The organism is Tatumella sp. JGM118, assembly GCF_018257515.1.
GTDB lineage: Bacteria > Pseudomonadota > Gammaproteobacteria > Enterobacterales > Enterobacteriaceae > Tatumella > Tatumella terrea.
The window spans coordinates 19,665-45,819 of the sequence record NZ_JAERJR010000019.1 but is presented as its reverse complement, the minus strand read 5'-3'; the positions used below and the strand labels follow the sequence as shown (position 1 = coordinate 45,819).

Sequence of the window (26,155 nt, the reverse complement as noted above, 5' to 3'; positions counted from 1 at the left end):
CCCTCTGTCTGCGACTCTTACGGGTCTGATCAGCACACGTCTACTCTGTCTCAGACGACGGGTACTGTGCAGGTATTACGGCCAGGCCGTGATCGCTGGCCCCCCCTGCCGGGGGTTGTCGGCATAAAATACCCTCTGCCGTCAGGGCACATCTCCCTCTGTTTGCGACTCTTACGGGTCTGATCAGCACACGTCTACTCTGTCTCAGACGGCGGGTACTGTGCAGGTATAACAGACTGACCCTGATCGTTAGTCCTGTCTGCCCGCCGTGATTTCAGTGAACACGACCCGATCTCAGGCCGCCAGACATTTCTCCCCCCTTTAACCTGCGAAGCGCCGTATCAGACAGATCTCTGCCGCCATCGGCAACGGCCATCCCGTCGGGAGTCAGGGGGCGTTAGCTGACGAAGAGCCTCTGCGGGAAGTGCCCTCCGCGTGGCCCGGAGAGAGAAAATCCATTCGCCACCACAGAGTTTCCGCCAGAAATCCTGCCACAGGGTGTTGCGGGAGTTGTTGCGCGCCAGGCTTATGGGTATGCTATGCGGATCATAGAAAAAACACTGCAGTATGCTTCGCGAAATTCAACAAGGACCACAGGCTGCCATGCAAGAGCAATATCGCCCGGAAGAGATAGAATCTAAAGTCCAGAAACACTGGCACGATCAGGATACTTTTAAAGTGACAGAGCAGGAAGGCAAAGAGAAATACTATTGCCTCTCAATGCTCCCCTATCCTTCTGGTCGCCTGCATATGGGCCATGTCCGTAACTATACCATCGGCGATGTGATCGCCCGTTACCAGCGACTGCAGGGTAAAAACGTTCTGCAGCCGATTGGCTGGGATGCGTTTGGTCTGCCGGCAGAAGGAGCAGCGGTTAAAAATAATACCGCGCCCGCGCCATGGACCTATGAAAATATCGATTACATGAAGAACCAGCTGAAACTGCTGGGCTTCGGGTATGACTGGAGCCGGGAACTGGCGACCTGTCAGCCTGAATATTACCGCTGGGAACAGTGGTTCTTCACTCAGTTGTTCGAAAAAGGCCTGGTCTACAAAAAAACCTCGGCGGTGAACTGGTGCCCGAATGACCAGACAGTGCTGGCGAATGAACAGGTCATCGAAGGCTGTTGCTGGCGTTGTGATACCAAAGTTGAACGGAAAGAGATCCCGCAGTGGTTTATCAAAATCACCGACTATGCCGAAGAACTGCTCAATGATCTGGATACCCTGGAAGGCTGGCCTGAACAGGTTAAGACCATGCAGCGTAACTGGATCGGGCGTTCTGAAGGGGTGGAAATCACCTTTAATGTCGCAGACAGCGATGACACGCTGACCGTCTACACGACCCGCCCTGATACCTTTATGGGGGCCACCTATGTGGCTGTCGCAGCCGGACACCCACTGGCACAGGAAGCTGCGGCCGGTAACCCGTCACTGCAGGCCTTTATCGAGGAGTGCCGTAACACCAAAGTGGCTGAAGCGGATATGGCAACCATGGAGAAAAAAGGCCAGCCCACCGGCCGTTTTGTGATCCATCCGCTGACCGGTGAACAGTTACCGGTCTGGGTCGCTAACTTTGTCCTGATGGAATACGGCACCGGTGCGGTGATGGCCGTACCTGCTCATGACCAGCGTGACCACGAATTCGCTCAGAAATATCAGTTACCGGTAAAAGCGGTGATCCTGAACGATGACGGAACCGCACCGGATGTCAGCGAAAATGCGATGACGGTGAAAGGCACCCTGTTCAATTCCGGCGCATTCGATGGCTTATCACATCAGGACGGCTTTAATGCCATTGCGGATGCACTGACCGAAAAAGGCGTCGGTGAGCGTAAAGTTAATTATCGTCTGCGTGACTGGGGCGTCTCCCGTCAGCGTTACTGGGGTGCGCCGATCCCGATGGTGACTCTGGAAGACGGCAGCGTTATCCCGACGCCGGAAGACCAGTTACCGGTGATCCTGCCTGAAGATGTGGAAATGAACGGCATCACCAGCCCGCTGAAAGCGGATCCTGAGTGGGCGAAAACCACGGTTAACGGCCAGCCTGCGCTGCGTGAAACAGATACCTTTGACACCTTTATGGAGTCCTCCTGGTACTACGCACGTTATACCTGTGCGGACTACGATAAAGGTATGCTGGATCCGGCGGCGGCGAACTATTGGTTGCCGGTCGATCAGTATGTGGGCGGTATCGAACACGCCATTATGCACCTGATGTACTTCCGCTTCTTCCACAAGCTGTTGCGCGATGCCGGGCTGGTCAATTCCGACGAACCGGCAAAACGTCTGCTGTGTCAGGGAATGGTACTGGCCGATGCGTTCTATTACACCGGCGTGAACGGCGAACGTAACTGGGTTTCTCCTGTGGATGTTTCTGTTGAGCGTGATGAGAAAGGACGCATTGTTAAAGCGACCGACAAAGATGGCCGTGAGGTTATCTATGCCGGGATGAGCAAGATGTCTAAGTCCAAAAATAACGGTATTGACCCGCAGCTGATGGTTGAACGTTATGGTGCGGATACCGTCCGTCTGTTTATGATGTTTGCCTCTCCGGCCGAAATGACGCTGGAATGGCAGGAGTCCGGCGTTGAAGGGGCTAACCGCTTCCTGAAACGTGTCTGGAAACTGGTTTACGACCACAGCAGCAAAGGGCCGACTGCCGCACTGAATGCCGGTGCGCTGAATGATCCTCAGAAGGCGCTGCGCCGTGATGTGCATAAAACCATCGCGAAAGTGTCTGATGATATCGGTCGCCGCCAGACCTTCAATACCGCGATCGCGGCTATCATGGAACTGATGAACAAGTTGCTGAAAGCGCCGCAGGAAAGTGCTGAAGATCGTGCGCTGATGCAGGAAGCCTTAGACGCCGTGGTCCGCTTACTGTATCCGTTTACCCCGCATGCCTGTTTTGAACTGTGGCAGGCGCTGGGACACAGCGGATCGGTGGACGAAGCCGAATGGCCGGTGGCCGATGAGCGTGCTATGGTCGAAGAATCTGTGCTGGTTGTGGTACAGGTTAACGGCAAAGTGCGCGGCAAAATCACCGTCCCTGCGGACGCCACGCAGGAACAAGTCCGGACCCTGGCTGCTCAGGAACACCTGGTAGCAAAATATCTGGAAGGTGTCACTGTACGCAAAGTGATTTACGTTCCGGGCAAGCTGCTTAACCTGGTTGTAGGTTAAGTTCAGGAGGTAATGTGCGACACATTTTTTCAACCCTGATAGTTGCCGTGGCCGTTCTGGCCACGGCAGGTTGTGGTTTTCATCTGCGCGGGACGACTCAGATCCCGAAAGAGATGCGTACCATGATCTTAACCAGCGATGACCCCTACGGCCCGCTGGCCCGGACTGTACGCCAGCAATTGCGGTTAAATAATATCTCACTGGTTGAGGATAATGCCGACCAACGTAATACGGTTCCGACGCTTCGTCTGGGAAATGAACGTTCTGGTCGTGATACTGCGTCGATATTCCCTGACGGGACGGCGGCTGAATATCAGTTGCACCTCATCGTCACCGCACAGATCCTGATCCCCGGAAAAGGGATTTATCCGCTGAGCACCACGGTATACCGGACCTTCTTTGATAACTCAGGCGTTCCGCTGGCTAAAGACTCGGAACAGAGCATGATTTACCAGGAAATGCGGATCCGTGCCTCAGAGCAACTCGTTCGCCAGTTACTGGCGGTTCATGCAGCTCAGTTAAACAGTGGTGAAACGTTACCGGCCCCGGAAACCATCACCACCGGCTCCGGGCTGCAAAGTGACACCGCAGGTTTATCGACAAGTCACGAATGATACGGATATACCCTGAACAACTTGCCGCACAGCTCACCGAAGGGCTGCGCGGCAGTTACTTTTTATCCGGCAATGATCCGCTGCTGCGTCAGGAAAGCCACACGGCGATTATTGCGGTGGCCAGACAGCAGCAGTTTCTGGAACATCTGAGTGTCACTGTCGACAACCATACCGACTGGGACGCCTTATTCACTGCCTGCCAGTCGCTGAGCCTGTTTACCCAACGCCAGACCCTGACCTTACAGATGCCGGAAAATGGCCCTGCCGCACCGATAGCGGCCCGCCTGACCGAGCTTGCGACCCTGTTACATGAGGATCTGTTGCTGATCGTTCACTCAGGGAAGCTCACCAAAGCGCAGGAAAACAGTCAGTGGTTTAAGGCGTTATCGGGCAAAGGCGTCATGGTTCCCTGCATCACGCCGGAACATGAACAACTGCCGCGCTGGGTTACTCAGCGTTGTAAAACCCTGCGTATTGCCATCGACCCTCAGGCGGTACAGTTATTATGTTACTGCTATGAAGGGAATTTACTGGCTCTGTCTCAGGCCCTGGAGCGTTTGTCGCTGCTATGGCCGGAAGGCACGCTCACCCTCCCCCGGGTCGAACAGGCCGTCAATGATGCGGCACACTTTACGCCTTATCACTGGGTCGATGCCTTGCTGGCCGGTAAAAGCAAACGGGCAATACATATTCTGCAGCAGCTTAATAAAGAAGCCGCCGAACCGGTCATTTTATTGCGTACCGTACAGCGTGAACTGATGACGTTGCTGCGGTTACAGCGATGCCGGGATCCACAGTCCGTGCGTCAGTTAATGGATAAATTACGGGTGTGGCAGAACCGGCGACCGCTATTCACCGCGGCGCTGCAGCGGCTTAATGCGCAGCGCCTCCGGCAGGCGATACATCAGCTGGCGGAGATTGAGCTGAGCGTGAAAAAAGAGTACGGCACCGACATCTGGCCGATGCTGTCATCGTTCAGTCTGCAACTGACGCTGGAACACTTTCCGGCAGGGCTGAATAATGTCTGAGTTACAGGCCATTTTCGGCGGCACCTTTGACCCAGTCCATTATGGTCACCTGCGTACCGTGGAGGCACTGGCCGCCCTGACGGGACTACAGAAAGTGACGTTGCTCCCGAACAATGTGCCCCCTCACCGGCCGCAGCCGGTGGCTTCCCCCCGGCAACGGCTGGAGATGTTGCGCTGTGCTATCGCCGGCGCTCCGCTGTTTGATATTGATGATCGGGAGCTGCATCGCGATGCCCCCTCCTGGACAGTCACTACGCTGGAGTCTCTGCGGGCGGAGCGGGGCCCGGATCAACCGCTGGCATTTATCATCGGCCAGGATTCCCTGCTGTCACTGAATAAGTGGTATCGCTGGGAAGAACTGCTGTCTCTGTCTCATCTGCTGGTCTGTCGCCGCCCGGGGTATCCCGAACAACCGGCATCGGCAGAACTGCTCCGCTGGATAGAAACCCATACCGCGCGGGAAAGCCGGCAATTGCATCAGCAAGCCAGCGGACTCATCTTTCAGGCAGAAACGCCCCTCAGCCCGGTTTCTGCGACGGCTATCCGCCACCGGCTGCAGCAGAATCTTTCCTGCGAAGGGCTGCTCCCGCCATCGGTGATCGATTACATCACCCGGTCAGGCTTATATCGCGACTGACAACAGCATGATATACTTCGCCGCTCAAAATTTTGGCTATCGCTCTCAGCGGCAGCCTGATCGTTGTTTCAAGCAAATCTGAAGGGGAACCTTTTGCAAGGCCAGACACTCCAATCCTTTGTTATCGACAAAGTCGATGACCTGAAAGCACAAAATATTATTGCTATCGACGTCCGTGGCAAATCCAGCATCACGGATTGCATGGTCATCTGTACCGGCACCTCTAACCGCCATGTGATCTCGATCGCCGATCACCTGGTGCAGGAATCCCGTGCAGCAGGTATGCTCCCTCTCGGTACTGACGGCAAAGATGCCGGCGAGTGGGTTGTGGTTGACCTGGGTGAAGTCATTGTTCATGTCATGCAGGAAGAAGCGCGTGAATTATATGAGCTGGAAAAACTCTGGGGCTGACCGGTGAAACTGCAACTTGTTGCCGTCGGCACAAAAATGCCGGACTGGGTCCAGACCGGGTTTATGGATTATCTGCGCCGCTTCCCGCGGGATATGCCGTTTGAACTGGTGGAGGTTCCGGCCGGTAAACGTGGCAAAAATGCGGATATCAAACGTATTCTTGAAAAAGAAGGCGAGGCCATGCTGGCTGCAGCAGGTAAAGGTAACCGTATTGTCACCCTGGATATCCCCGGCCAACCCTGGGAGACCCCCCAGCTGGCAAACCAGCTTGAACGCTGGAAGCAGGATGGTCGTGACGTCAGTCTGTTAATCGGCGGGCCTGAAGGCCTGGCGCCGGCCTGTAAGGCCGCGGCGGAACAGAGCTGGTCTTTATCCGCCCTTACGCTGCCTCATCCGCTGGTTCGTGTTCTGGTGGCGGAAAGCCTTTACCGGGCATGGAGCATAACTACCAATCATCCTTATCATCGCGAATAGCCGATAAGGTCTTTTGCAGGCTGACAGATAGCGGATGAAACTTACCAGTAGCGCATTCCGGGATTACAGTGCTGAGCAAAAATTGTTCGTCCGACGGGCACTGATTGCTTTTACCTCTATTTTTTTAGTCAGCGGTATTCTGGTATTTAACCTCTGCAATCTGCAAATCTTCCGGTTTGATGATTACAGCACCCGATCGAACCAGAATCGCATCAAACTTGTGCCGGTCGCGCCCAGCCGGGGAATGATTTATGACCGGAATAACATTCCCCTGGCGGTGAACCGTACCATCTATCAGGCCGAACTGGTGCCGGAGAAAGTGCCCAATCTGTCGCAGACGCTGGCAGAACTGCAGCCGGTGCTGGACCTGACCAGCGATGACCTGGATGCGTTTCGTAAAGAACGTAAACGGGCGCATCGTTTTACGTCTATCCCGTTGAAAACAAACCTCAATGAATTACAGATTGCCCGCTTTTCAGTTAACCAGTATCGCTATCCCGGGGTAGAAATTAAAGGCTATCAGCGCCGGTTCTATCCGTATGGCCCTTCGATGACCCATGTGGTGGGTTATGTGTCAAAAATCAATGATCGCGATGTCAGCCGGCTGGAAAGTGAAGGGAAAACCGGTAACTACGCCGCGACCCACGACATCGGCAAACTGGGTATTGAGAGTTATTACGAGGATATCCTGCACGGTAAAACCGGTTATGAAGAAGTCGAGGTTAACAACCGCGGGCGGGTGATCCGTCAGTTACAGCAGGTCTCCCCCCAGGCCGGCCACGACATTTACCTGACTATCGACCTGAAACTGCAGCAATATATTGAATCTCTGTTGCAGGGAAGCCGGGCCGCGGTGGTGGTCACCGACCCGCGTAACGGCGATATTCTGGCCATGGTCTCGACCCCGGGCTACGATGCTAACCTGTTTGTTAACGGTATCTCTTCGGCTGATTATAAAGTGCTGCTGACCGACCCTGACCGCCCGCTGTATAACCGGGCGATTCAGGCAGCTTACCCTCCGGCCTCCACCGTCAAACCGTATGTTGCAGTTTCGGCTTTAACTGAAGGTGTGATTAATCGTAACACTTCGTTAGTCGATCCTGGCTGGTGGCAGTTGCCGGGGTCAGAGAAACGCTACCGTGACTGGAAGAAATGGGGACACGGACGGCTGAATGTCACGAAATCTCTTGAAGAATCTGCAGATACTTTTTTCTATCAGGTCGCTTATGATATGGGCATTGACCGGTTATCAGAGTGGATGGAGAAATTTGGCTACGGTTCCCGGACCGGGGTAGATTTACCGCAGGAAAGCGCCGGCAATATGCCCACCCGTGACTGGAAAATGCGGCGCTTCAAGAAGCCCTGGTACCAGGGAGATACCATCCCGGTCGGCATCGGGCAGGGCTACTGGACCGCCACGCCGCTGCAAATGAATAAAGCGTTAATGACCCTGATTAATGATGGCGTGGTGAAAGTACCGCATTTTCTGATGGCCGAAAGCCATGGCAGTGAGACGGTGCTTTATCAGCCGCCCCCCGCAGGCACGGTAGGTAATGTTCATTCCGGCTATTGGGAAATTGCGAAAGACGGTATGTACGGTGTGGCTAATCGCCCTAACGGTACAGCCAGGAAAAGCTTTGACAGTGCACCTTACAAGATCGCTGCAAAATCGGGTACGGCTCAGGTCTATGGCCTGAAAGAGAACGAGACCTATAACGCCCATCGGATCGCCGAGCGACTGAGGGACCATAAACTGATGACAGCCTTCGCCCCTTATGATAATCCGCGGGTGGCTGTCACTATGATTTTAGAAAATGGCGGTGCAGGTGCGGCAGTCGGTACCATAATGCGGCAGATCCTCGACCACATTATGCTGGGAGATAATAATACCTCTCTGCCGGGTGCCGCCCCGCTTCCTCCAGGCTATGAAGGTGAGTAAATATGCCCCTGAGTAATAGTCCGCAAAAGCGATCCTTCTGGACCAAAATCCATATCGATCCTATTTTTGTGTTGATCATTTTGGCCCTGCTAACCTACAGCGGGTTTGTTATCTGGAGTGCCAGCGGTCAGGATCCTGGCATGATGGAACGTAAGATTGGTCAGATAGCGATGGGTATTACGCTGATGATGGTGCTGGCCCAGGTTCCACCCAGAGTCTATGAAAGCTGGGCCCCCTATCTGTATATTCTGAGTGTCACCCTGCTGGTTGCCGTCGATGCCTTCGGACATGTCAGTAAAGGAGCACAGCGCTGGCTGGATTTAGGTTTTGTCCGTTTTCAGCCCTCGGAGATCGCCAAGATTGCCGTGCCATTAATGGTGGCGCGCTTTATCAACCGCGATGTGTGCCCGCCGACGCTGAAAAATACCGCTATCGCATTGATCCTGATCTTTCTGCCCACCTTGCTGGTGGCCGCACAGCCGGACCTGGGAACCGCCATTCTGATTGCAACGTCCGGGTTGTTTGTGTTGTTCCTTTCCGGAATGAGCTGGAAACTGATTGCGGTAGCCGCCGTACTGGTCGCGGCCTTTATTCCTATTCTCTGGTTCTTTCTGATGCACGATTATCAGCGGGATCGCGTCATCATGCTGCTGAACCCGGAAAAGGACCCGCTGGGTGCCGGCTACCATATTATTCAGTCTAAGATAGCTATCGGGTCCGGAGGCTTACACGGTAAAGGCTGGCTGCATGGCACTCAATCACAGCTGGAGTTTTTACCGGAACGTCAGACCGACTTTATTTTTGCGGTGCTGGCTGAAGAGCTGGGCCTTATCGGGGTACTGGCGCTACTGGCACTCTATTTGCTATTAATTATGCGTGGCCTGGTGATTGCCGCAAAAGCACAGACCACCTTTGGCCGGGTGCTTGCCGGCGGCATCATGCTGATTTTATTTGTTTACGTCTTCGTAAATATCGGTATGGTCAGTGGTATTTTACCGGTGGTTGGGGTCCCGCTGCCGTTAATCAGTTATGGCGGCTCAGCGCTGATCGTCTTAATGGCCGGATTTGGCATCGTGATGTCGATCCATACTCATCGAAAAATGTTATCAAAAAGCGTTTAAGGGGCAATACATGCGTAAGGAGTGGCTGATTGGTATTGGACTGGCATCCCTGATACTGGCGGGATGTTCTACTGATGAAACACAGCAGAACACCGCCCCGGCACAACCGGTGTGGAACGGTCCGGTCAAAGAGATCCCGGGGGTTCAGCCCAAATATGAATCCCTGATCCCTTCCGCCAACCAGGATTATTCAGTCAGTGGTAAACGTTACCGCATCGTCACGGATACCTCACGGTTCAGCCAGGTCGGTCTGGCCAGTTTCTATGGTCAGGAATCGGCGGGGAATACCACGGCTTCCGGGGAAAAATTTGACCCGAATGCCTATACGGCCGCTCACCCGACACTGCCTATCCCGAGCTATGTGCGCGTGACGAATCTGGCCAATGGGCGCCAGCTGGTGGTTCGTATCAACGATCGTGGCCCGTTCGTGCCGGGACGTATCATCGATCTCTCTGCCGCAGCAGCTAACCGTCTGAATATCTCTGATAATACGCAGGTGCGGGTCGATGCCATCACGGTGGCTCCTGACGGAACCCTGTCCGGCCCCGGCACTGTCGGGACCAAAGTCGCTATCCAGAGTTATGATCTCCCTGCCCGTCCTGACCTGGGGGGGCCGGCAGGTATGACCTCCCCGGCGGCGGAGACGAGCGATGCGTCAGCGGATACGACCAGTACCGCCCTGCCGGCCACTTCCGGCAATAGCAGTTCGAATGTGATGCCGATCGCTAACAGTACCTTGCAGAACGGCAGTAACAACCTGGGCGCTCCGGTGCAGAGCAGCGGATTACTGGGGGCTCCACAGCCGTTAGCCGCCGGTGTACTGGAGTCAGATACGCCTGCCGCCAGCACCGCTCCTGCACAGACTCAGACTCAGACTCAGACTCAGGATGATGCTCCTGCCGCTGCGACCGTCAGTGCACCGGCGGCTCCCCGTCAGACAGAAAAGGCCCCGGTCGCCGCGACAGCACACAGCTCCGGCTATGTGGTACAGGTAGCGGCGGTCAATAACGCGCAACGGGCAAAAGAACTGCAACAGAAGCTGAGTCATCAGTTTGGCGTGGCCGGTCATGTCGAAGCCGTTGACGGCAATATTTACCGGGTACAGCTGGGCGGTTACAGCAATCGTCACGACGCTGCAGCACTGCAACAGCGTTTAGCCGGCGAAAAAATTACCTCTTTTATTACCACGGCTAAATAACCGCTTTTTTTTTCGGGCCGGAATCATAAAATTAGGTAAAGCAGGATGCCGCCTCTGGTGGCATCCTGTTATAGTTCGTGGCAAATACCTCTGATTCCACGGATGAAGTTACCCCGAAAATGAAAAAATTTTCTCTTGCCACATTTCTGACAAAAATTACCTCTGGTTCTGTGATTGCCCTCTTCAGCTACTCCGCCCTGGCGGATAACGTCGATTTAAAAACCATGATCCCGGGTGTACCGGATATCGATGCAGAAGCCTATGTTCTGATTGATTATAATTCCGGCACTGTGCTGGCAGAAAAAAATGCCGATGCCCGTCGTGACCCCGCCAGCCTGACAAAAATGATGACCAGTTATGTGATTGGTCAGGCTATCCGCACCGGAAAGATCCATCAGGACGATATGGTGACCGTCGGACAGGATGCCTGGGCCACCGGTAATCCGGTGTTCAAAGGCTCTTCCCTGATGTTCCTTAAACCAGGCGATCGTGTGCCCGTTTCGCAACTGACCCGCGGTATCGTGCTGCAGTCAGGCAATGATGCCTGTGTCGCCATGGCAGATTATGTTGCCGGCAGTCAGGAAGCCTTTGTCGGCCTGATGAATAACTACGTTAACGCACTGGGATTGAAAAACACGCACTTCGGGACTGTCCACGGCCTGGACGCCGACGGACAGTACAGTTCTGCACGTGATATGGCGCTGATTGGCCGGGCGCTGATCCACGATGTGCCGGAAGAATATGCGGTGTATAAAGAGAAGGAATTCACCTTCAATAATATCCGTCAGATGAACCGTAACGGGTTATTGTGGGATACCTCGCTGAATGTCGATGGTATTAAAACCGGTCATACCAATGCCGCAGGATATAACCTGGTAGCCTCTGCGACCGAAGGCCAGACACGTCTGATTTCTGCGGTATTAGGCGGTCGTACCTATAAAGGCCGCGAAACCGAAAGCAAAAAGTTACTGACCTGGGGCTTCCGCTTTTTCGAGACCGTTTCGCCCCTGAAAGCGGGTAAAGACTTTGCGTCCGAGCCGGTCTGGTTTGGTAACACCGACCGTGTGCAGCTGGGCGTTGATCAAAATGTCTACCTGACTATTCCGCGCGGACGTGCCAAAGACCTGAAAGCCAGCTATGTATTGCAGAATACCGAATTACATGCACCGCTGAAGAAAGATCAGGTGATAGGTACGATTAATTTCCAGCTGGATGGCAAAGTCATCGCGCAACGTCCGCTGGTGATCCTGCAGGATGTCCCGGAAGGGGGTTTCTTTAGCCGGATTATCGATTATATTAAACTTACCTTTCATCACTGGATGGGCTAATCCGCAGGGTTGATATTTCCCCTTTTGTCCCCATATCCTGAATATATCTTACATGCCCCCGCACATCCGGGGGCATTTTCTGGTTCCGGAGTCACTATGAAAACCAAACTGAATGAATTGCTCGAATTTCCAACCCCGTTCACTTATAAAGTTATGGGACTGGCACAACCAGAGCTGGTGGATCAGGTGATTGAAGTGGTACAACGTCATGCGCCGGGGGATTATTCTCCGGAAGTTAAACCCAGCAGCAAAGGCAACTACCACTCTGTATCCATTACTATCAATGCCACCCATATCGAACAGGTAGAAAGCCTCTACCAGGAATTGGGTGATATCGATATCGTCCGTATGGTGCTGTAATTGGTCGCGCCGGGTCTCCCGGCGCACTCTCCCTGTAATTACCGGATGACTCTCGTGTCCCTTCAACCGCTTATTATCCGCAGGCTGGGCGTGCTCCCCTGGAAGACCGTCTCCGATGCCATGCACCACTTCACCGATACCCGTACAGAGACCACTGCCGACGAAGTGTGGCTGGTCGAACATCCGCCGGTGTTTACTCAGGGTCAGGCCGGTAAAGCCGAACATCTGCTGGCACCGGGCGATATCCCTGTCGTACAAAGCGACCGGGGAGGTCAGGTCACCTATCATGCTCCCGGGCAGCAAATCGTTTATGTCCTGCTGGATCTTCGTCGTCTGAAAACCGGTGTCCGCCAGCTGGTCACCCTGCTGGAACAGACTGTAATCGAGACACTGGCTGATTTCGGGATCACCGCCTGCGCCAGACCGGACGCGCCGGGCGTCTACGTCAACGGTAAAAAGATCTGTTCTTTGGGGCTGCGCATCCGTAAGGGGTGTTCTTTCCATGGACTGGCACTGAATACAGAGATGGATCTCTCGCCGTTTCTGCGCATTAATCCCTGCGGTTACGCTGGACTGGAAATGACACAGATAGCAGACCTGGTACCGGGCATATCGATTTCACAGACCGCAGAAACGCTGGTTCGCCATTTTCTTAACCATCTCCCCTACCCGCAATCGGAATACCGTCAGGGCCTCCCGCAGCCGGAGTAGAATGTCTTGCCGGGACAGATGTTATCTTTCGTATCCCGGGGAAGCTGTCCTGCGGCAGACAAAATGATATACTTTTTGCATTGTTACAAACATGTTGAATGCAGAGCCTACTGCAGACAATCAGCTACCGGAATCCGCAGATATGAGTAAACCTGTTCAGATAGAGCGCGGCGTCAAATACCGTGATGCAGACAAAATGGCGCTGATCCCTGTCAAAACCGTTGTCAGTGAACGCCAGGAGTTATTGCGAAAGCCGGAATGGATGCGGATTAAACTTCCTGCCGATTCCACCCGTATTCAGGACATCAAAGCCGCGATGCGTAAAAATGGCCTGCATTCCGTCTGTGAAGAAGCCTCCTGCCCTAATCTGGCGGAATGCTTTAACCACGGGACAGCCACCTTTATGATCCTCGGCGCTATCTGTACACGTCGCTGTCCGTTCTGTGACGTAGCCCATGGCCGGCCACTGACACCGGATGCCGGTGAACCCGCGAAACTGGCTCAGACCATCGCCGACATGGCACTGCGCTATGTGGTGATCACCTCGGTTGACCGTGATGACCTGCGGGACGGTGGCGCGCAACACTTTGCCGATTGTATTACGGCTATCCGGGAAAAAAGCCCGTCGATAAAAATCGAGACACTGGTCCCCGACTTCCGCGGCCGTATGGATCGGGCATTAGAGATCCTGACACAGTCCCCGCCGGATGTGTTTAACCACAATCTGGAAAACGTCCCGCGTATTTATCGGCAGGTAAGGCCGGGCGCAGATTATCAGTGGTCACTGACCCTGCTGGAAAGATTTAAGCAGCTGCACCCGGAGATCCCGACGAAGTCAGGTCTGATGGTAGGGCTGGGGGAAACTAATGAAGAAATCATCGAGGTGATGCGTGATCTGCGTCGTCACGGGGTGACTATGCTGACCTTAGGGCAGTATCTGCAGCCCAGCCGTCATCACCTGCCGGTTCAGCGATATGTCAGCCCGGCCGAATTTGATGAAATGAAAGCCGAAGCGATGGCGATGGGCTTTACCCATGCGGCCTGTGGTCCCTTTGTCCGTTCTTCTTATCATGCAGATATGCAGGCTCAGGGTATAGAGATCAAATAATATCCTGCAGGCGGCTGTACGGTATTTCAGTCGGCCGCCGCGGCGATAGCGTCCCGGTGAGCGTGCTGCCGCGGATGACAGCCAATAAAAAACCAGACAGCAGGCTATCTGGTTTTTACAGACAATATATCCGGGGATCTACTGCCGGGATCAGAGAATTAGTCTTTGTGACTGACACGTTCAGCAGGAACCTCTTCTGCTTCACTTTTTGCCACGGTCGTGTCATCTTCTTTCATGGCTTTCTTGAAGCCTTTAATTGCGCTACCCAGGTCACCGCCCAGTGAACGTAATTTATTCGTGCCGAAAAGCAATACGATGAGAGCACCGATAATCAGCAGCTTTGCAATACTGATACCTTCCATAATATACCTTTAAACCTCAGCGAAAAACGTTACACCTACATTAAGACGCAAAGCCGATTATAACACAATACATTTCTGTAACAGACTACTAATCGCACTTTTCGGCCGCGCCGCCCGGGCTGAACACCCCGCTGCACTACCAGAGCCGGTGCCGGAAAACAGGCAATAAAAAACCCGCCATTGGCGGGTTTTAGAGATTCTGACTGAAAATTACAGGCTGATAACGTTAGCAGCAGATGGGCCTTTAGCACCGTCAGTAATTTCAAACTCTACGCGCTGACCTTCAGCCAGAGTTTTGAAGCCATTGCTCTGGATTGCAGAGAAGTGTACGAATACATCTTTGCTGCCATCTTCAGGAGTAATGAAACCGAATCCTTTAGATTCATTAAACCACTTAACGTTACCTTTAATCTTGGACATCTATATTACCTTTACATGAAAAATGGACACTAAACTGTGTCGTCACGTAGTACATCAATTGCGGTGCAATTTGTCCAGTCCCATTTGATGAAAAAGTGATAAATGTCCTGATTTTTTGCTGACAGAGCATTTTTTGCACAATTTCAGACCCTAAAACTGGAACCGGAACCATGCGAAGTAAACGTTTCCATTATTATGGGTCCCGGGGATATAGGTCATCTGAAAGGTTGCTGGTCCGTAACCTATCGATGCCAGCGGTAACACCAGTGGTATCGGGATATAATTCCAGTTATCCCGCATCGTCACACCGGCGGTATAACCTGCCCCCAGATGGAAACGCTGATCATTCAACGGGCGCCATGTCGCTTCCCAGCCATAGCCACCGATGGGCTCCCATTTGTTAAAGGAGTCTTTAAACACCATCAGGTAAATACCCTGCCAGTTACCTTTCTCATCATAACGAGAGATCCCTCCCCCTGCCCCCCAGGGTCTTTCGTTATAACGGTCAATATGCTCACGGTCATAGGTCATCCGGTTATGCCAGGTGATGGCCGGCACATACAGATCCACATTCGGTGAAGACGTCCACGTCGTTGCCACATTATTGCTGAAAGTATTCCAGGCACCGGAAATATCCTGTCCTGTGGTGGCGGCATGCGTTAAAGGTACGCTGCACAACCCGGTCATAAAAATAGCTAACTTACTGTATTTATTAAATTTCACTGCAATTCCTGCCACATAATTATTACGATGTGCCGGCCCGTAGCCAGCAATCATGGTGTTTGTCGGGCGAGTGCTTATCAACCGCCCCCATAATTCTCTGGCTTTTGCAGAGGATAAATCGTGAGTGTCCAAAGATAATCATCACTCTCCGGAAATGCCACCCTCCCGGAGTGCAGAAATATTCTTACCCCCGGACTATGGGCTGTTTATCAATCACTGCGTCAGACTGCAAGAGAATTTCTCAATGAAACCCGCCGTCATTCTCACCCGGCGTATGTACCGGAAACGTCAATGACGCATTTTTTTGTAAAATCTCGCGGGCAAATTGTTCATCCTCTGCCTCTTTCAGCAGGCTTTCCTGCTGTTGTCCCTGCGGCGGAACATACAGCAAATGGGCCAGGAACGGATAATGATCCGACCCGATGTCTTCCAGACGGCGCAGTGACCCGAGAATAAACTCCTGGCTGTGAAAGATATGGTCGAGCGGCCAGCGCAACAGGGGGTATCTGGCGTTAAACGTGCAGTACATTCCCCGGCCCCGACGCGGATCCAGCAAGCCACTGATTTTCAGAAATAGCCGGGTGGTCCGCGACCAGGCGACATCATTCAGGTCCCCGGTGACGATCACCGGCAGCGTTGCCTGAGCGACGCTTTTACCCACCAGCACAAGTTCCGCGTCCCTGTCCCGGGATTCGTCATTTTCGGTCGGACTGGGTGGCATCGGATGCACGCAATGCAGACGCACGTCAATCCCCTGCGGCAAGGTCACCAGCATGTGCATTGACGGGATCTGCGGGTCGACCAGATACTGTATTTCCGCATCACGTAACGGTAACCGGGACCAGACATGCATCCCGTACAAATTATCTTTAGGGCACCTCACACTGTAGGGATAGTCCTGGTCCAGGACGCTCAGTTGTTGCTCCCACCAGCTATCCGTTTCTACCGCCACCAGCACGTCCGGAGATTCAATACGGATCTGTTTCAGCAACTTACCTGCCTGACGATTAGGTGTCAGGACATTGGAGACCAGAATCCGGATGCCGGGATGCGCGGTATACCCTTCAGCATCCCGGACCTGTTTTTTTTGCAAACGGGTATACGGGAAGATCCACCAGCACTGGTAACCGCAACAGATCAGACTGATCAGCAGTACGGCAGCGGCCAGCCACGTTACGCGTGTCAACAGGAAAAACTGCAGAATACCCAGCAGTGCGGAAATGATCAGCAATTGTAGTCTGGGGAAATCCCAGACCCTGACCCACCAGCCAGGATGGCGGGACAGCGGTAACAGCGTGACCAGCAGCAGCAATAACGTGATACAGATATCAAAGGTAACCACCCGACACTCCTTTCCCTGTCCTCGCTGAGCGGTTTCAGTACCGTCAGTCTACTGCTGATAATAGTACAGGGGCCGTCTGAGTGCGGAAAGATTCTGTCTGACAGGGAATAAATATCGGAGACGGGGGAATGGGTGAAGACGGGGAGCCCCGGTGCCACTGAGGCAGGCTGTCAGCGTCTGTGAGCTGCCGGGCATCCGGGTCCCGGGGTGACACGGGGAATGGGGGCTTCCCCCGCGAGACGCGTCTACAGGCTCTTTATTCACGCCCGCCAAACGTTCCGGCCATTCCGGCAGAAGCCAGTGCATGTCCTTCCAGTTTTGCCATCAGGCCGGCAGTGTCCAGACCGGCAGGTAAACTGTCGGCAGGCAGATCGGTGGCTATCAGGGTGAAGGTATAAAAATGCCGATCACTGTTGGCCGGAGGACAGGGACCGTCGTAGACCTCACGGCCGAAGCTGTTTTTCCCGCCCGTGAAGCCCTGCCCGTTCGCCAGCGCGGTACGTTCAAAGTGCTGAACTGAGGACGGGATACCATAAGCCAGCAAATGAGTAACGCCGAGACCGTTCCGCCCCTGGGCATCCTGGATAATCAGCGCAAAACTGCGGGTCGCCGCCGGAGCGTTCTGCCAGCTGAGTGACGGGGAGATGTTCTGCCCGTGGCAACTTTTTACCTGCGGCAGATGGCCGCCCATCGCCACCGGCATAGGGTGACCGGAGGTAAAATCAGGGGAAGTGAGGGTAAATGTGGCTGCCATTGCCGCCAGTGGTGATATGGCAGTCAGAGACACAACTAACAGACTTCTAAAGATATTCTTCATCGCCTTTCTCATCGGTAGTGGCTTTTATCAGGGAAACTATGACGTTTATCACAGACAAACGCGCGGATAAACCATGAACCCTGATCGCAGAAAAGGCAAGGCAAAGTCAGCAGCAGTCCCGGACGGCCACACAGGCTATACCTGCCCTTTCGCTGTTCCGATGATCAACCCGCTCTATCGCCCGCCTGTTGCTCAAAGAATGAGGCACCTTTCGGCATTTCAGGTAGCGCAAACGAGTTGCTGACACAACGGATCTGGCCACTCTCTTCGCCCGCCACGATACGACGTTCATGCACCGAAGGCAGCGGGTTCCCGGCCAGAGGCCAGGCATCTTCCGCGGCATAGACGGTAATAAATAACGTCCGGGGCCGCGGACTCTGGTTGGCCGCTGAGGCATGTAATAACCGCGTATGCATAAAGCAGACACTTCCTGCCGTTCCCTGGCAACTGACCGGAGACTGGCGCTGCTCCGCAAGGTGTCGTTCATCGATCGCACCACGAAACCGGCCGTCCTGCCAGTGTGAGTATAACGGGCCGCGATGGCTGCCCGGGATAACCTGTAACGGCCCGTTATCGGCCGTCACGTCACTGACCATCAGTAATGCGGTGACCAGGTCATCATTACTGTGCGGAGTGAACAGGAAGTCCTGATGCCATTTCACTTCGGTTCGCGTTCCCGGTAATTTGGAATTGATTTTACTGTGATGAAAGCGCAGCCCCGGTCCAATCAGCCGGGCGGCAATCCCGGTCATCCGGGAGTGGCAGGCCGCCTGATAATAGCCTGATGAAATCTCCGTGGGTGAAGCGACCCGCCGCAGGGAAGGATGCGCTGCCGAATGATCACTGTCGGGATCGAAACGGTGACGGCCATCCAGTGTTTCACCATAGGCTTCAGCATGCTCGCGGCTTTCATCCACCCAGCCATCGAATACCGATTGCAGTTCTGCGATTTCATCGGCAGAAAAAACGTCATTAACGATCAGAAAGCCCTGTTCATGGAACAGTTCTTCCTGCCATGGTTCGATCATCGGAATCTCCTGCTGAATATGAGGGTAAGGTCGTAATATCTGACGGCAGATGACCGCAGGCGTTAACGCCTGCGGTCTGCGGGTATGACGGTGCCCCGGGGATGGCGCAAACTCAGCCGGCACTGAGCTGGCGGATATCGTCAGCCGTTGGCGGAGTAAAGTGGTATTTGCTGAACAGCGCTTTATATTGCGGTGTCTGGCTGAATTTTTTTAATCCCGCTTCTATGGTCTGTTTAACATGAGGATCATCTTTGCGGACACCAAAGCCGACCAGTACCGGGTACAGCAGTTTATCGGAGGTGATCACCACCCGGCCTTTCAGGCGGTCAACGACACTCTGGGCGACGGCCACATCGGTGATCTGGGCCTCAACGGCTTTCGACAACAGTGCCTGGGTGGCCTGCGGATCGGTCGGATATTCACTGATACTAATGGCAGGTTTACCTTTCGCTACACAGGATTGCTGTGAAAAGGTCATCAGCCCCTGTAAGAAGGAGGTGCCGGCCATGGTGCCAATTTTGTGTCCGCACAGTTCGTCAGGGACCCCGGGTTTATACGAGCTGTCTTTTAAAGTCACAATTTTTTCCCCGGTCTTCAGATAGGGGATCATATCAATGACTTTCAGTCGGTCCGGCGTGATATACATCGACGAGTTGGTGATATCAAAACGCTTACCTTGCAGACCCGGGATCAGGTTCGGAAAACGCGTGTCCACATTAACGGCTTTCATGCCCACCGCTTTTGCAATCCCGTTCAGCATCTCGATGTCGAATCCTGCGGGTTTATCGTTTTGCATGTATTCATAAGGTGAAAACGTGATATCAGAGCCGGCGGTGATAATGCCCGGTTTGATAAAATCTGCCTTCGCGGAGACAGCGATAGCGCACAAACTCATACCCAGCAGTACCGGGGCTTTTCGGGTGAAACGTAGAAATCTGGCAGACTGCATAAATAACCTCCGGCTGGAATAAAATTGCGACCGGGACCGTCCCGGAAAATGACCGTGATACCCTGAGCCCGGCCGATCCTGTGAGTCGCGGTGTGACTGTGCTTACTTTCAACGAAATCAGGCGGGTCTGGAAAGTACGAAATTTATTGTCAGAACCACGAAAAAAACTCTGACGGTTATCCAGAGGAAAAAGTGATGATCCACGGCGATACGCAGAAGAGAGCCTGGCGGGGAAGATAACAATAAATAAACGGATTATTTTTCAGTAAACTACCGCTGACGGGCAGGTGATCTCCCCGCCCTGTCTGATACGAAAACCCGGGGGTTGCTCAGGGGGTCTGTGTTTTTTGTCCCCCGTCACGGGGGACAAACAGGGTCAGTGCCGGTGACACTTTTTCGGGGAAGTGCCGTTTTTTAGCGGGCAACGGCAGAAAACTTACTGATCATCGCTGTTCAGCGGGTCCAGCATATAAGAGATCATCAGTGCTAACTGCGCCATTAACGTATATTCACCATGGTGCGTCTGCATCCCTGCCCCTTCGGCGGCCTGTAATAATGGGGTCATCTGCGGGTAGATCACCGTATCGCATACCAGCGTACCGGCGGCCAGTCCTGCCAGTGAAAATGCCTGCTGGCTGTCGTCCCCTTTACCTGCCGGCGTCGCATTGATCGCAATATCGCAATGTGCCGGCGCTTCGGTGCCGTGGATCACGACCAGCCCGGGATGGTTTCTGGACAGGCTTTCGGCCAGTTGTACCTCTTTTTCCCCGGTACGGTTGTAAAGGATAAGCTCTGTCACCCCCTGTCCGGCCAGAGCATGGGCAATCGCACTGGCCGAAAACCCCGCCCCGGCCAGATAGACACGCTTTCCGGCCACATCGATCCCCTGCTGACGCAGTCCGGTAATAAATCCATCGCCCTCCAGCAACGTGCCGCTGAGGGTGCCTTCCGGGGAACGGCGGATAACATTACAGGTTCCTGTCATTTGTACGGCCGGACTGACATTGTCCAGCCATTGATACACCGACTGCTGGTGCGGCTGAGCGATGATCGCTCCGGCAAAATTCTGACAATGTCTGAGCCCCGCCAGCAGGTCCGGTAAGCCATGTGCGGTAACATGCATGGGGATCATCAGTACATTTTCACGTTGCTGTTGTTCCAGCATCCGGTTAACCAGACCAGGAGAACGGACACGGGCTATCGGATCTCCGATAACAGACGTCAGTCGTGATAAGCCGCAGACTGATTCAATTGACTGCATAGAGGATCTCCGAAAAAAGGTGGTGCCCGGCAGAATGCCATCTCCACGCCGGACGAGAGGGCGATACCTGCCCGAAGGTAAGATTCAATGGGTCATCAGGATGGCTGGCAGACAATAATGAGCATTCCCGCCAGCGCCACACACGCACCGGCCATATCCCAGCGGGTTAATGCGACCCCTTCTGCAATCCTGAGCCACGCCAGAGCAACACAAATATACACCCCGCCATAGGCAGCATAGGTCCGCCCGGCAGCGGCCGGATGGAAAGTCAGTAACCAGGCGAAGATCACCAGGCTGACCGCTCCGGGGACCAGCAGCCAGTGACTTTTATGCTCACGCAGGACCAGATAAGGCAAATAGCAGCCCACAATTTCAGCGATGGCAGTGAATACAAATAACAATGCTGTTTTCAGCATCACAACATGTTCCTTATGTTTACAGAATGACCCGGGGGACGGATAACCCGCCCTGGCCGGGATGCGTCGGTATGGTCCGGGACACGTCGGCTTTCCGGCTTCACACCGCCGCCTGTTTCCCTTAGTAAGTTTAGCTCAATGATAAACCTTCTTGTCTTTCTACGTTAAAAAATCAGCCGCAGCCCTCCGTCCGCCGTGAAGGCACAGCGCCGCCGTGTTACCTCAGCGCTGGCGCTGGCCTGTTTTGCTGGCACTGCCAGCGGGTCATCTCCGGGCCGCTCGCCGTGCCGTGCCGCGACCTGCCTGACCTGCCTGACCTGCCTGACCTGCCTGACCTGCCTGACCTGCCTGACAGTAAAACAGGCACCACGGTGAAAGGATCGTCACCCCCCTGTATTTTTTTCAGCGAACGTGCCCTGTTATCACCAACAGACCTCCCGGCAGAGCCGGTGGATACCGGGAGCCCCGGGTCACTCTAATTTTTTGATGCTGTCTTTCAAAAAAACCAGGTGATGTTTTAATAGCAGTTCGGGTAATTTATCTTTTTTTTAGGGGGTCTTATGAATAAATTAATTGATAGTTTCGATAACGCGGTTAACCATCCCGATTTTGCTAAATTACTGCTGCGACTGGTTTTTGGTATTCTGATGCTGTTTCACGGGGTGTTTAAACTGGAACACGGGGTCGACTGGATTAAGCCGATGCTGGCAGCACACGGGTTGCCGGGCTTTGTCGCCTACGGGGCGTACATCGGTGAAGTGATTGCTCCGGTGCTGATCATTCTGGGTGTCTGGACCCGTCTGGCGGGTCTGGTCTATGCCATCAACCTGGTCTTTGCCGTGGTTCTGGTCGCGGGCGGAAAGTTTTTCGACACCACCAATGTCGGTGCCTGGGCACTGGAAACAGAAGCTCTGTACTTCTTTGGTGGCCTGTTCATTATGCTGCTGGGTGCCGGTAAGTACAGCCTTTCACGCCGCTGATCCCCGCCGGTCCGGCTCTTATCCGGCCAGGCTGATGCACTCACTGCCCATTGAAAGCGGGCAGTGAGTCGTTGCTTCTGATACGGTTTATCGCAAATCCCCGGACGCGCTGGCCTCCGTATGCTTTCGTCTATTCTCTGACATCTCATCCAAAGCCTGCCGGTGCTCCAGTCCCCACTGATAGAGTTGCTCAATCGGCCCTGCAAGGGTTTTCCCCAGCGGGGTGAGTGAATACTCCACTTTAGGCGGGATCACCTGAAAAACCTGGCGATGGATCAGTCCGCGGATTTCCAGCTCTTTGAGCGTCTGCAATAACATTTTCTTCGAAATTCCCTGCAGACTGCGTTGCAGCTCTCCTGGCCGGGCTCGTCCTTCCGGCCAATGCCAAAGTGCATGCAACACCATACTGCTCCATTTTACAGAGAACAGATCCATCAGCCGGCGCGGCCCTGAATCTGCATAAAAATAGACTTTTCCGTCCACCCAATCCGGCATTTTAACCTCATCGTTTTTTATGGTCACCATATGGTAACTGCTATCCATACAGAAACCTTCTATTTATAGTGAGCCCCCTCTTTTAGTGACTGCTCTGCTTGTCAGAGCCTGACAAAGGTCTGTTATGCAAATAAACGCTATTATCGCCCGAAATCCGCAAGCCCCTCTGGAGTGTGGAACCTCTTCACTACGTCCTCTGCAGAAAGGCGATGTCCGTATTGATATTCTGTATTGCGGTGTTTGCCATTCAGATTTACATATGGCCAGGAATGAATGGGGAGCCAGTCATTATCCGCTGGTGCCCGGGCATGAAATCGTCGGCCGGGTACTTGAAACAGGTTCGGCGGTCACCGGCCACCGGCCCGGAGATATCGTCGGTGTGGGTGTGATGGTAGATGCCTGCGGGCACTGCCATTTCTGCCATCAGCAGGAAGAACAATATTGTGAACAGGGATTTACTCCGACCTACAACGGCATAGATCGCTATACCGGAGAGCTCACCCGTGGCGGATATGCTGAACAGATTATTGTCGATCAGCATTTTGTGGTGCCCGTCCCGGAAAATCTGCCGCTTCATGCCGTGGCTCCCCTGCTTTGCGCCGGGGTTACCGTCTGGTCGCCACTGAAACACTTCAATCTGCAACCAGGACAGAAAGTCGGCGTCGTTGGGCTGGGTGGACTCGGACACATGGCGATCAAACTTGCCAGTGCTATGGGCGCTGAAGTGACATTATTCACCACCTCTCCGGCAAAAGGTGAAGATGCACGACGTCTCGGTGCCTGCAATGTCGTCATCTCCAGTGATCCGCAACAAATGGCCGGCTGCGCGCAACAGTTGGACCTGATACTGGACTGTGTGGCCGCACCCCATTCTCTGGACCCTTATCTCCGGACACTGAAAACCAATGGTCAACTGGTACTGGTGGGAATTCCGGATACACCGCACCCGGGGCCGGAAATCACCCCGATGGTTTTCCGCCGGTTAAGTATTTCCGGCACCTCGATTGGCAGCATTGCAGAGACCCGCGATATGCTGGCGTTTTGTGGCCAACACGTGATCACCGCAGAGGTAGAAGTTATCACCGGTGAAGCGATAGAAGAGGCTTTTCGCCGGATGCTGGCCGGGGAGATTAAATACCGGTTTGTCGTCGATATCAAAGCGACGCGCTGGACGACCCCGCTGGCATGAGCATGAACTGCTCCGCAGAACCGGAGCCGTCACCGGTCAGCCCGGAGGCTGAGCATCGAGGATCCGTTTCGCCTGCGACTCCGTCAGCGGATAATTGAAGAACTGCCGGTAGAAATCCTGAGTCTGACGGATCATATTGATCTCAGGAAACAGATCCGGGTGGAACAATCTCGCCGCCCACGGGATCTGCAGGGCGACCTCCGTCCCATAACGATCCCAGGGAAAGACCCCGGAAGGGTTACGGACGACGTGATTCAGTTTTACCGCCCGTAACTGACTGAACAGATCCCGGTAAGGTGACTGCGCAAGGGTGCCAGCACCGGCATCGAGAATAATATAATCCGGTTGCCATGCCAGCACCTGTTCCGGCGTGATCTCTTTCATATTACCATCGACGCTTTCTGCGACATTGCGTCCGCCGGCCAATGTGATCCAGGTATTGATCAGTGTATTCCTGCCATCCACCTTCAACGGGTGCAGGGACTGAATATGTAAAACTGTCGGCCGTTGCTGCGCGGTCAGCGTACGGGTTCTTTGACCAATGACCGCGATCTGTTGGTTAAGGTAGCGGTTATATTCTGCCGCTCTTTGAAGCGCCAGCGGCGTACCCACGACTTCGGCAGTCGTCTGCAGTGAACGTTCCATTGATGGAAAATCTGTAAAACCCATCATCACAACAGGAATACCCGCCTGCCGGTAACTGTTGGCGGCCGGGTCATTCTCCGGCACGAAGACCACATCCACATGGCGCAAAACCAGCGCCTCGCTGGAAAACGCATGTCCGGGGGTCTGTAATGCCTGATTCAGTGACGGCTGTATTTTAAACATCCAGGGCCGGTCCCGGGGATGATTGACTGTCGCGACAATACGATCCCCTGCTCCCAGCGTCATCAGTAAGGAATGGTGTGCAAACCAGCCATCCGCAATACGGTTGGCGGTATCAGGTATCTCCACCCGGTGGCCGGCATCATCGGTGACCGTCTTTGCCGGTAATGCCGGAGAAAGCACTGAGAGTGACAGGATCAGGGCCGTGAGGGGAAATCCGCTGCGTAAAAGTGTCTGCTTTTTCAAAATAGTACCTGTTATGGCGTCCCGGCAGGGAGAGTTATCGGCTTACACGGGTAAGACTCTCTGTATAACAACTCCAAAGACTCCGGGCAAGTGACGGATGTGCCTGCAGGATGACGCTGAAACTGTGCGGTCCGGACACTTTTATTGTATTTCTGTCTCTGAGTGTGTCAGAAAACCGTGTTTCAGCAATAACTGTCTGGATAATGAAAATTGCGTAAACATCCCGCAAATGTGATTGAGACGCGGGGAATAATTCACGATGCTGTCTGTGAATTTACACTCAGGAGTTGATTATGAAACAGTTCGCGATTTATCTTTCAGCCCCCCTGCTTCTGGTTTCTGCGCTGGCATCCGCTGCTCCGCAAGGTCAGGCAGATCCGCACCCGGACGTCTTCGGTCCGCACAAGCATGGCATGATGCCACCGCGTCCGATGCCACTGTACGCTGCCACTGAAACCACCACGACTCCGGCAGAAACCCTGAAAAACCTGGTCGCTCAGGTGCCTCAGACCGCAGCTGGAAACTATCAGGTCAAAGTGGAGGTATTACCTCTGCCTGAAAAACCTGCCCACCCTGCCCCGGCGGATCATTAAGTTATTTCCGGGGATAGCTGTAATCTGCTCTCCCCGTTCCGCCGCCGGTCGGCTTATTCACCGGCCAGCGTCCCTGAAAATCATCTCCGCTAAAAAATAACTCACCACTACCCTGTCTGATTTCCCTGAACGTTAACTGCGGAACAATACGAAGACGCTCTGCGCCACCGTGAATGGCATCGCTTACCGGCAGCGCGACTGTCCGCCACACCTTTTGATTTCCCTCCCGGTTAACCGCAAACCCGAACAAAGGCAGGCGCTGTTGCCCCGTTGATGGCATCATTTCCCGGCAGCGCGACTACCCGCTACACTGTCTGATTTCCCTGAGTGTTAACTGCGGAGCAGTACGAAGGCAGGCGCTGCCGCCCCGTTAATGGCAGTCACCCACAGAAAG

General features: G+C 53.9%; 28 protein-coding genes. 16 read left to right on the top strand and 12 right to left on the bottom strand.

The window, feature by feature from the left end; all coding sequences use genetic code 11:
• Positions 1–603: 603 nt before the first annotated feature.
• The 13 genes from leuS to lipA all read left to right on the top strand — a co-directional run bounded on the left by leuS (position 604) and on the right by lipA (position 14,115).
• Positions 604–3,186, top strand: a complete 2,583-nt coding sequence (leuS, locus tag JK223_RS14250) for a leucine--tRNA ligase (RefSeq protein ID WP_212714827.1) — start codon at positions 604–606, stop codon at positions 3,184–3,186.
• Positions 3,187–3,200: 14 nt separating this feature from the next.
• Complete coding sequence (lptE, locus tag JK223_RS14245; protein WP_212714826.1) at positions 3,201–3,800, top strand: LPS assembly lipoprotein LptE; 600 nt, start codon at positions 3,201–3,203, stop codon at positions 3,798–3,800.
• Complete coding sequence (holA, locus tag JK223_RS14240) at positions 3,797–4,828, top strand: DNA polymerase III subunit delta (RefSeq protein ID WP_212714825.1); 1,032 nt, start codon at positions 3,797–3,799, stop codon at positions 4,826–4,828. The genes lptE and holA overlap by 4 nt, the downstream gene beginning before the upstream one ends.
• Complete coding sequence (nadD, locus tag JK223_RS14235; RefSeq protein WP_212714824.1) at positions 4,821–5,465, top strand: nicotinate-nucleotide adenylyltransferase; 645 nt, start codon at positions 4,821–4,823, stop codon at positions 5,463–5,465. Before holA ends, nadD begins: the two co-directional genes overlap by 8 nt.
• Before the next feature lie 93 nt (positions 5,466–5,558).
• Entirely contained in the window at positions 5,559–5,876 is a 318-nt protein-coding gene (gene rsfS / locus JK223_RS14230; RefSeq protein WP_212714823.1) for a ribosome silencing factor, read from the top strand.
• A gap of 3 nt (positions 5,877–5,879) precedes the next feature.
• A complete protein-coding gene (rlmH, locus tag JK223_RS14225; RefSeq protein WP_212714822.1) occupies positions 5,880–6,350 on the top strand; it encodes a 23S rRNA (pseudouridine(1915)-N(3))-methyltransferase RlmH in 471 nt (156 codons plus the stop codon).
• A 34-nt stretch (positions 6,351–6,384) separates the two neighbouring features.
• A complete protein-coding gene (mrdA, locus tag JK223_RS14220) occupies positions 6,385–8,289 on the top strand; it encodes a peptidoglycan DD-transpeptidase MrdA (protein ID WP_212714821.1) in 1,905 nt (634 codons plus the stop codon).
• 2 nt (positions 8,290–8,291) lie between these two features.
• On the top strand, positions 8,292–9,410 hold the full coding sequence (gene mrdB, locus JK223_RS14215) for a peptidoglycan glycosyltransferase MrdB (RefSeq protein WP_371813148.1): 1,119 nt from the start codon (positions 8,292–8,294) through the stop codon (positions 9,408–9,410).
• 10 nt (positions 9,411–9,420) lie between these two features.
• Positions 9,421–10,608, top strand: a complete 1,188-nt coding sequence (rlpA, locus tag JK223_RS14210) for an endolytic peptidoglycan transglycosylase RlpA (protein WP_212714820.1) — start codon at positions 9,421–9,423, stop codon at positions 10,606–10,608.
• Positions 10,609–10,727: 119 nt separating this feature from the next.
• Positions 10,728–11,936: a D-alanyl-D-alanine carboxypeptidase DacA gene (gene dacA, locus JK223_RS14205; RefSeq protein ID WP_212714819.1), complete on the top strand. Its 1,209-nt coding sequence runs from the start codon at positions 10,728–10,730 to the stop codon at positions 11,934–11,936.
• A 96-nt stretch (positions 11,937–12,032) separates the two neighbouring features.
• Entirely contained in the window at positions 12,033–12,296 is a 264-nt protein-coding gene (gene ybeD, locus JK223_RS14200; protein WP_025902165.1) for a DUF493 family protein YbeD, read from the top strand.
• A 45-nt stretch (positions 12,297–12,341) separates the two neighbouring features.
• Entirely contained in the window at positions 12,342–13,007 is a 666-nt protein-coding gene (gene lipB, locus JK223_RS14195) for a lipoyl(octanoyl) transferase LipB (RefSeq protein ID WP_249213628.1), read from the top strand.
• A 142-nt stretch (positions 13,008–13,149) separates the two neighbouring features.
• Positions 13,150–14,115, top strand: coding sequence for a lipoyl synthase (gene lipA / locus JK223_RS14190; protein ID WP_212714817.1), 966 nt, complete (start codon positions 13,150–13,152; stop codon positions 14,113–14,115).
• Positions 14,116–14,273: 158 nt separating this feature from the next.
• Here the strand turns inward: lipA and tatE are convergent, their stop codons facing one another.
• From tatE to JK223_RS14145, 9 genes are all read right to left on the bottom strand, one after another.
• Positions 14,274–14,477, bottom strand: a complete 204-nt coding sequence (gene tatE / locus JK223_RS14185) for a twin-arginine translocase subunit TatE (protein WP_212714816.1) — start codon at positions 14,475–14,477, stop codon at positions 14,274–14,276.
• A 210-nt stretch (positions 14,478–14,687) separates the two neighbouring features.
• A complete protein-coding gene (cspE, locus tag JK223_RS14180; RefSeq protein WP_006118399.1) occupies positions 14,688–14,897 on the bottom strand; it encodes a transcription antiterminator/RNA stability regulator CspE in 210 nt (69 codons plus the stop codon).
• Between the two features lie 150 nt (positions 14,898–15,047).
• Positions 15,048–15,584 (bottom strand): lipid IV(A) palmitoyltransferase PagP, encoded by a 537-nt coding sequence (gene pagP / locus JK223_RS14175; RefSeq protein ID WP_249213632.1) that lies wholly within the window; start codon positions 15,582–15,584, stop codon positions 15,048–15,050.
• A gap of 277 nt (positions 15,585–15,861) precedes the next feature.
• A complete protein-coding gene (locus JK223_RS14170) occupies positions 15,862–16,962 on the bottom strand; it encodes an endonuclease/exonuclease/phosphatase family protein (protein WP_212714815.1) in 1,101 nt (366 codons plus the stop codon).
• 256 nt (positions 16,963–17,218) lie between these two features.
• Complete coding sequence (locus JK223_RS14165) at positions 17,219–17,779, bottom strand: YbhB/YbcL family Raf kinase inhibitor-like protein (protein ID WP_212714814.1); 561 nt, start codon at positions 17,777–17,779, stop codon at positions 17,219–17,221.
• A 164-nt stretch (positions 17,780–17,943) separates the two neighbouring features.
• A complete protein-coding gene (locus tag JK223_RS14160; RefSeq protein ID WP_212714813.1) occupies positions 17,944–18,807 on the bottom strand; it encodes a phytanoyl-CoA dioxygenase family protein in 864 nt (287 codons plus the stop codon).
• A 112-nt stretch (positions 18,808–18,919) separates the two neighbouring features.
• Positions 18,920–19,756: an ABC transporter substrate-binding protein gene (locus JK223_RS14155; protein WP_212714812.1), complete on the bottom strand. Its 837-nt coding sequence runs from the start codon at positions 19,754–19,756 to the stop codon at positions 18,920–18,922.
• A 436-nt stretch (positions 19,757–20,192) separates the two neighbouring features.
• A complete protein-coding gene (locus JK223_RS14150) occupies positions 20,193–21,017 on the bottom strand; it encodes a shikimate dehydrogenase (protein ID WP_212714811.1) in 825 nt (274 codons plus the stop codon).
• A 95-nt stretch (positions 21,018–21,112) separates the two neighbouring features.
• Entirely contained in the window at positions 21,113–21,433 is a 321-nt protein-coding gene (locus tag JK223_RS14145; RefSeq protein WP_212714834.1) for a YnfA family protein, read from the bottom strand.
• 560 nt (positions 21,434–21,993) lie between these two features.
• Here JK223_RS14145 and JK223_RS14140 point away from each other — a divergent pair.
• The gene (locus tag JK223_RS14140) at positions 21,994–22,413 is read left to right on the top strand and encodes a DoxX family protein (protein ID WP_212714810.1); all 420 of its coding nucleotides are present in this window, start codon (positions 21,994–21,996) and stop codon (positions 22,411–22,413) included.
• Positions 22,414–22,500: 87 nt separating this feature from the next.
• Here the strand turns inward: JK223_RS14140 and JK223_RS14135 are convergent, their stop codons facing one another.
• Positions 22,501–22,908: a helix-turn-helix domain-containing protein gene (locus JK223_RS14135; RefSeq protein ID WP_212714833.1), complete on the bottom strand. Its 408-nt coding sequence runs from the start codon at positions 22,906–22,908 to the stop codon at positions 22,501–22,503.
• A 124-nt stretch (positions 22,909–23,032) separates the two neighbouring features.
• On the opposite strand from JK223_RS14135, the gene JK223_RS14130 reads away from it, so the two are divergent.
• Positions 23,033–24,097: an NAD(P)-dependent alcohol dehydrogenase gene (locus tag JK223_RS14130; RefSeq protein ID WP_212714809.1), complete on the top strand. Its 1,065-nt coding sequence runs from the start codon at positions 23,033–23,035 to the stop codon at positions 24,095–24,097.
• 36 nt (positions 24,098–24,133) lie between these two features.
• Here JK223_RS14130 and JK223_RS14125 read toward each other — a convergent pair whose 3' ends face one another.
• Complete coding sequence (locus tag JK223_RS14125) at positions 24,134–25,168, bottom strand: ABC transporter substrate-binding protein (RefSeq protein ID WP_212714808.1); 1,035 nt, start codon at positions 25,166–25,168, stop codon at positions 24,134–24,136.
• 293 nt (positions 25,169–25,461) lie between these two features.
• Here JK223_RS14125 and JK223_RS14120 point away from each other — a divergent pair, with 293 nt between their 5' ends.
• A complete protein-coding gene (locus tag JK223_RS14120; RefSeq protein ID WP_212714807.1) occupies positions 25,462–25,761 on the top strand; it encodes a hypothetical protein in 300 nt (99 codons plus the stop codon).
• A 1-nt stretch (position 25,762) separates the two neighbouring features.
• On the opposite strand, the gene JK223_RS14115 is transcribed toward JK223_RS14120, so the two are convergent.
• A complete protein-coding gene (locus tag JK223_RS14115; RefSeq protein WP_212714806.1) occupies positions 25,763–26,044 on the bottom strand; it encodes a hypothetical protein in 282 nt (93 codons plus the stop codon).
• Positions 26,045–26,155 lie beyond the last annotated feature (111 nt).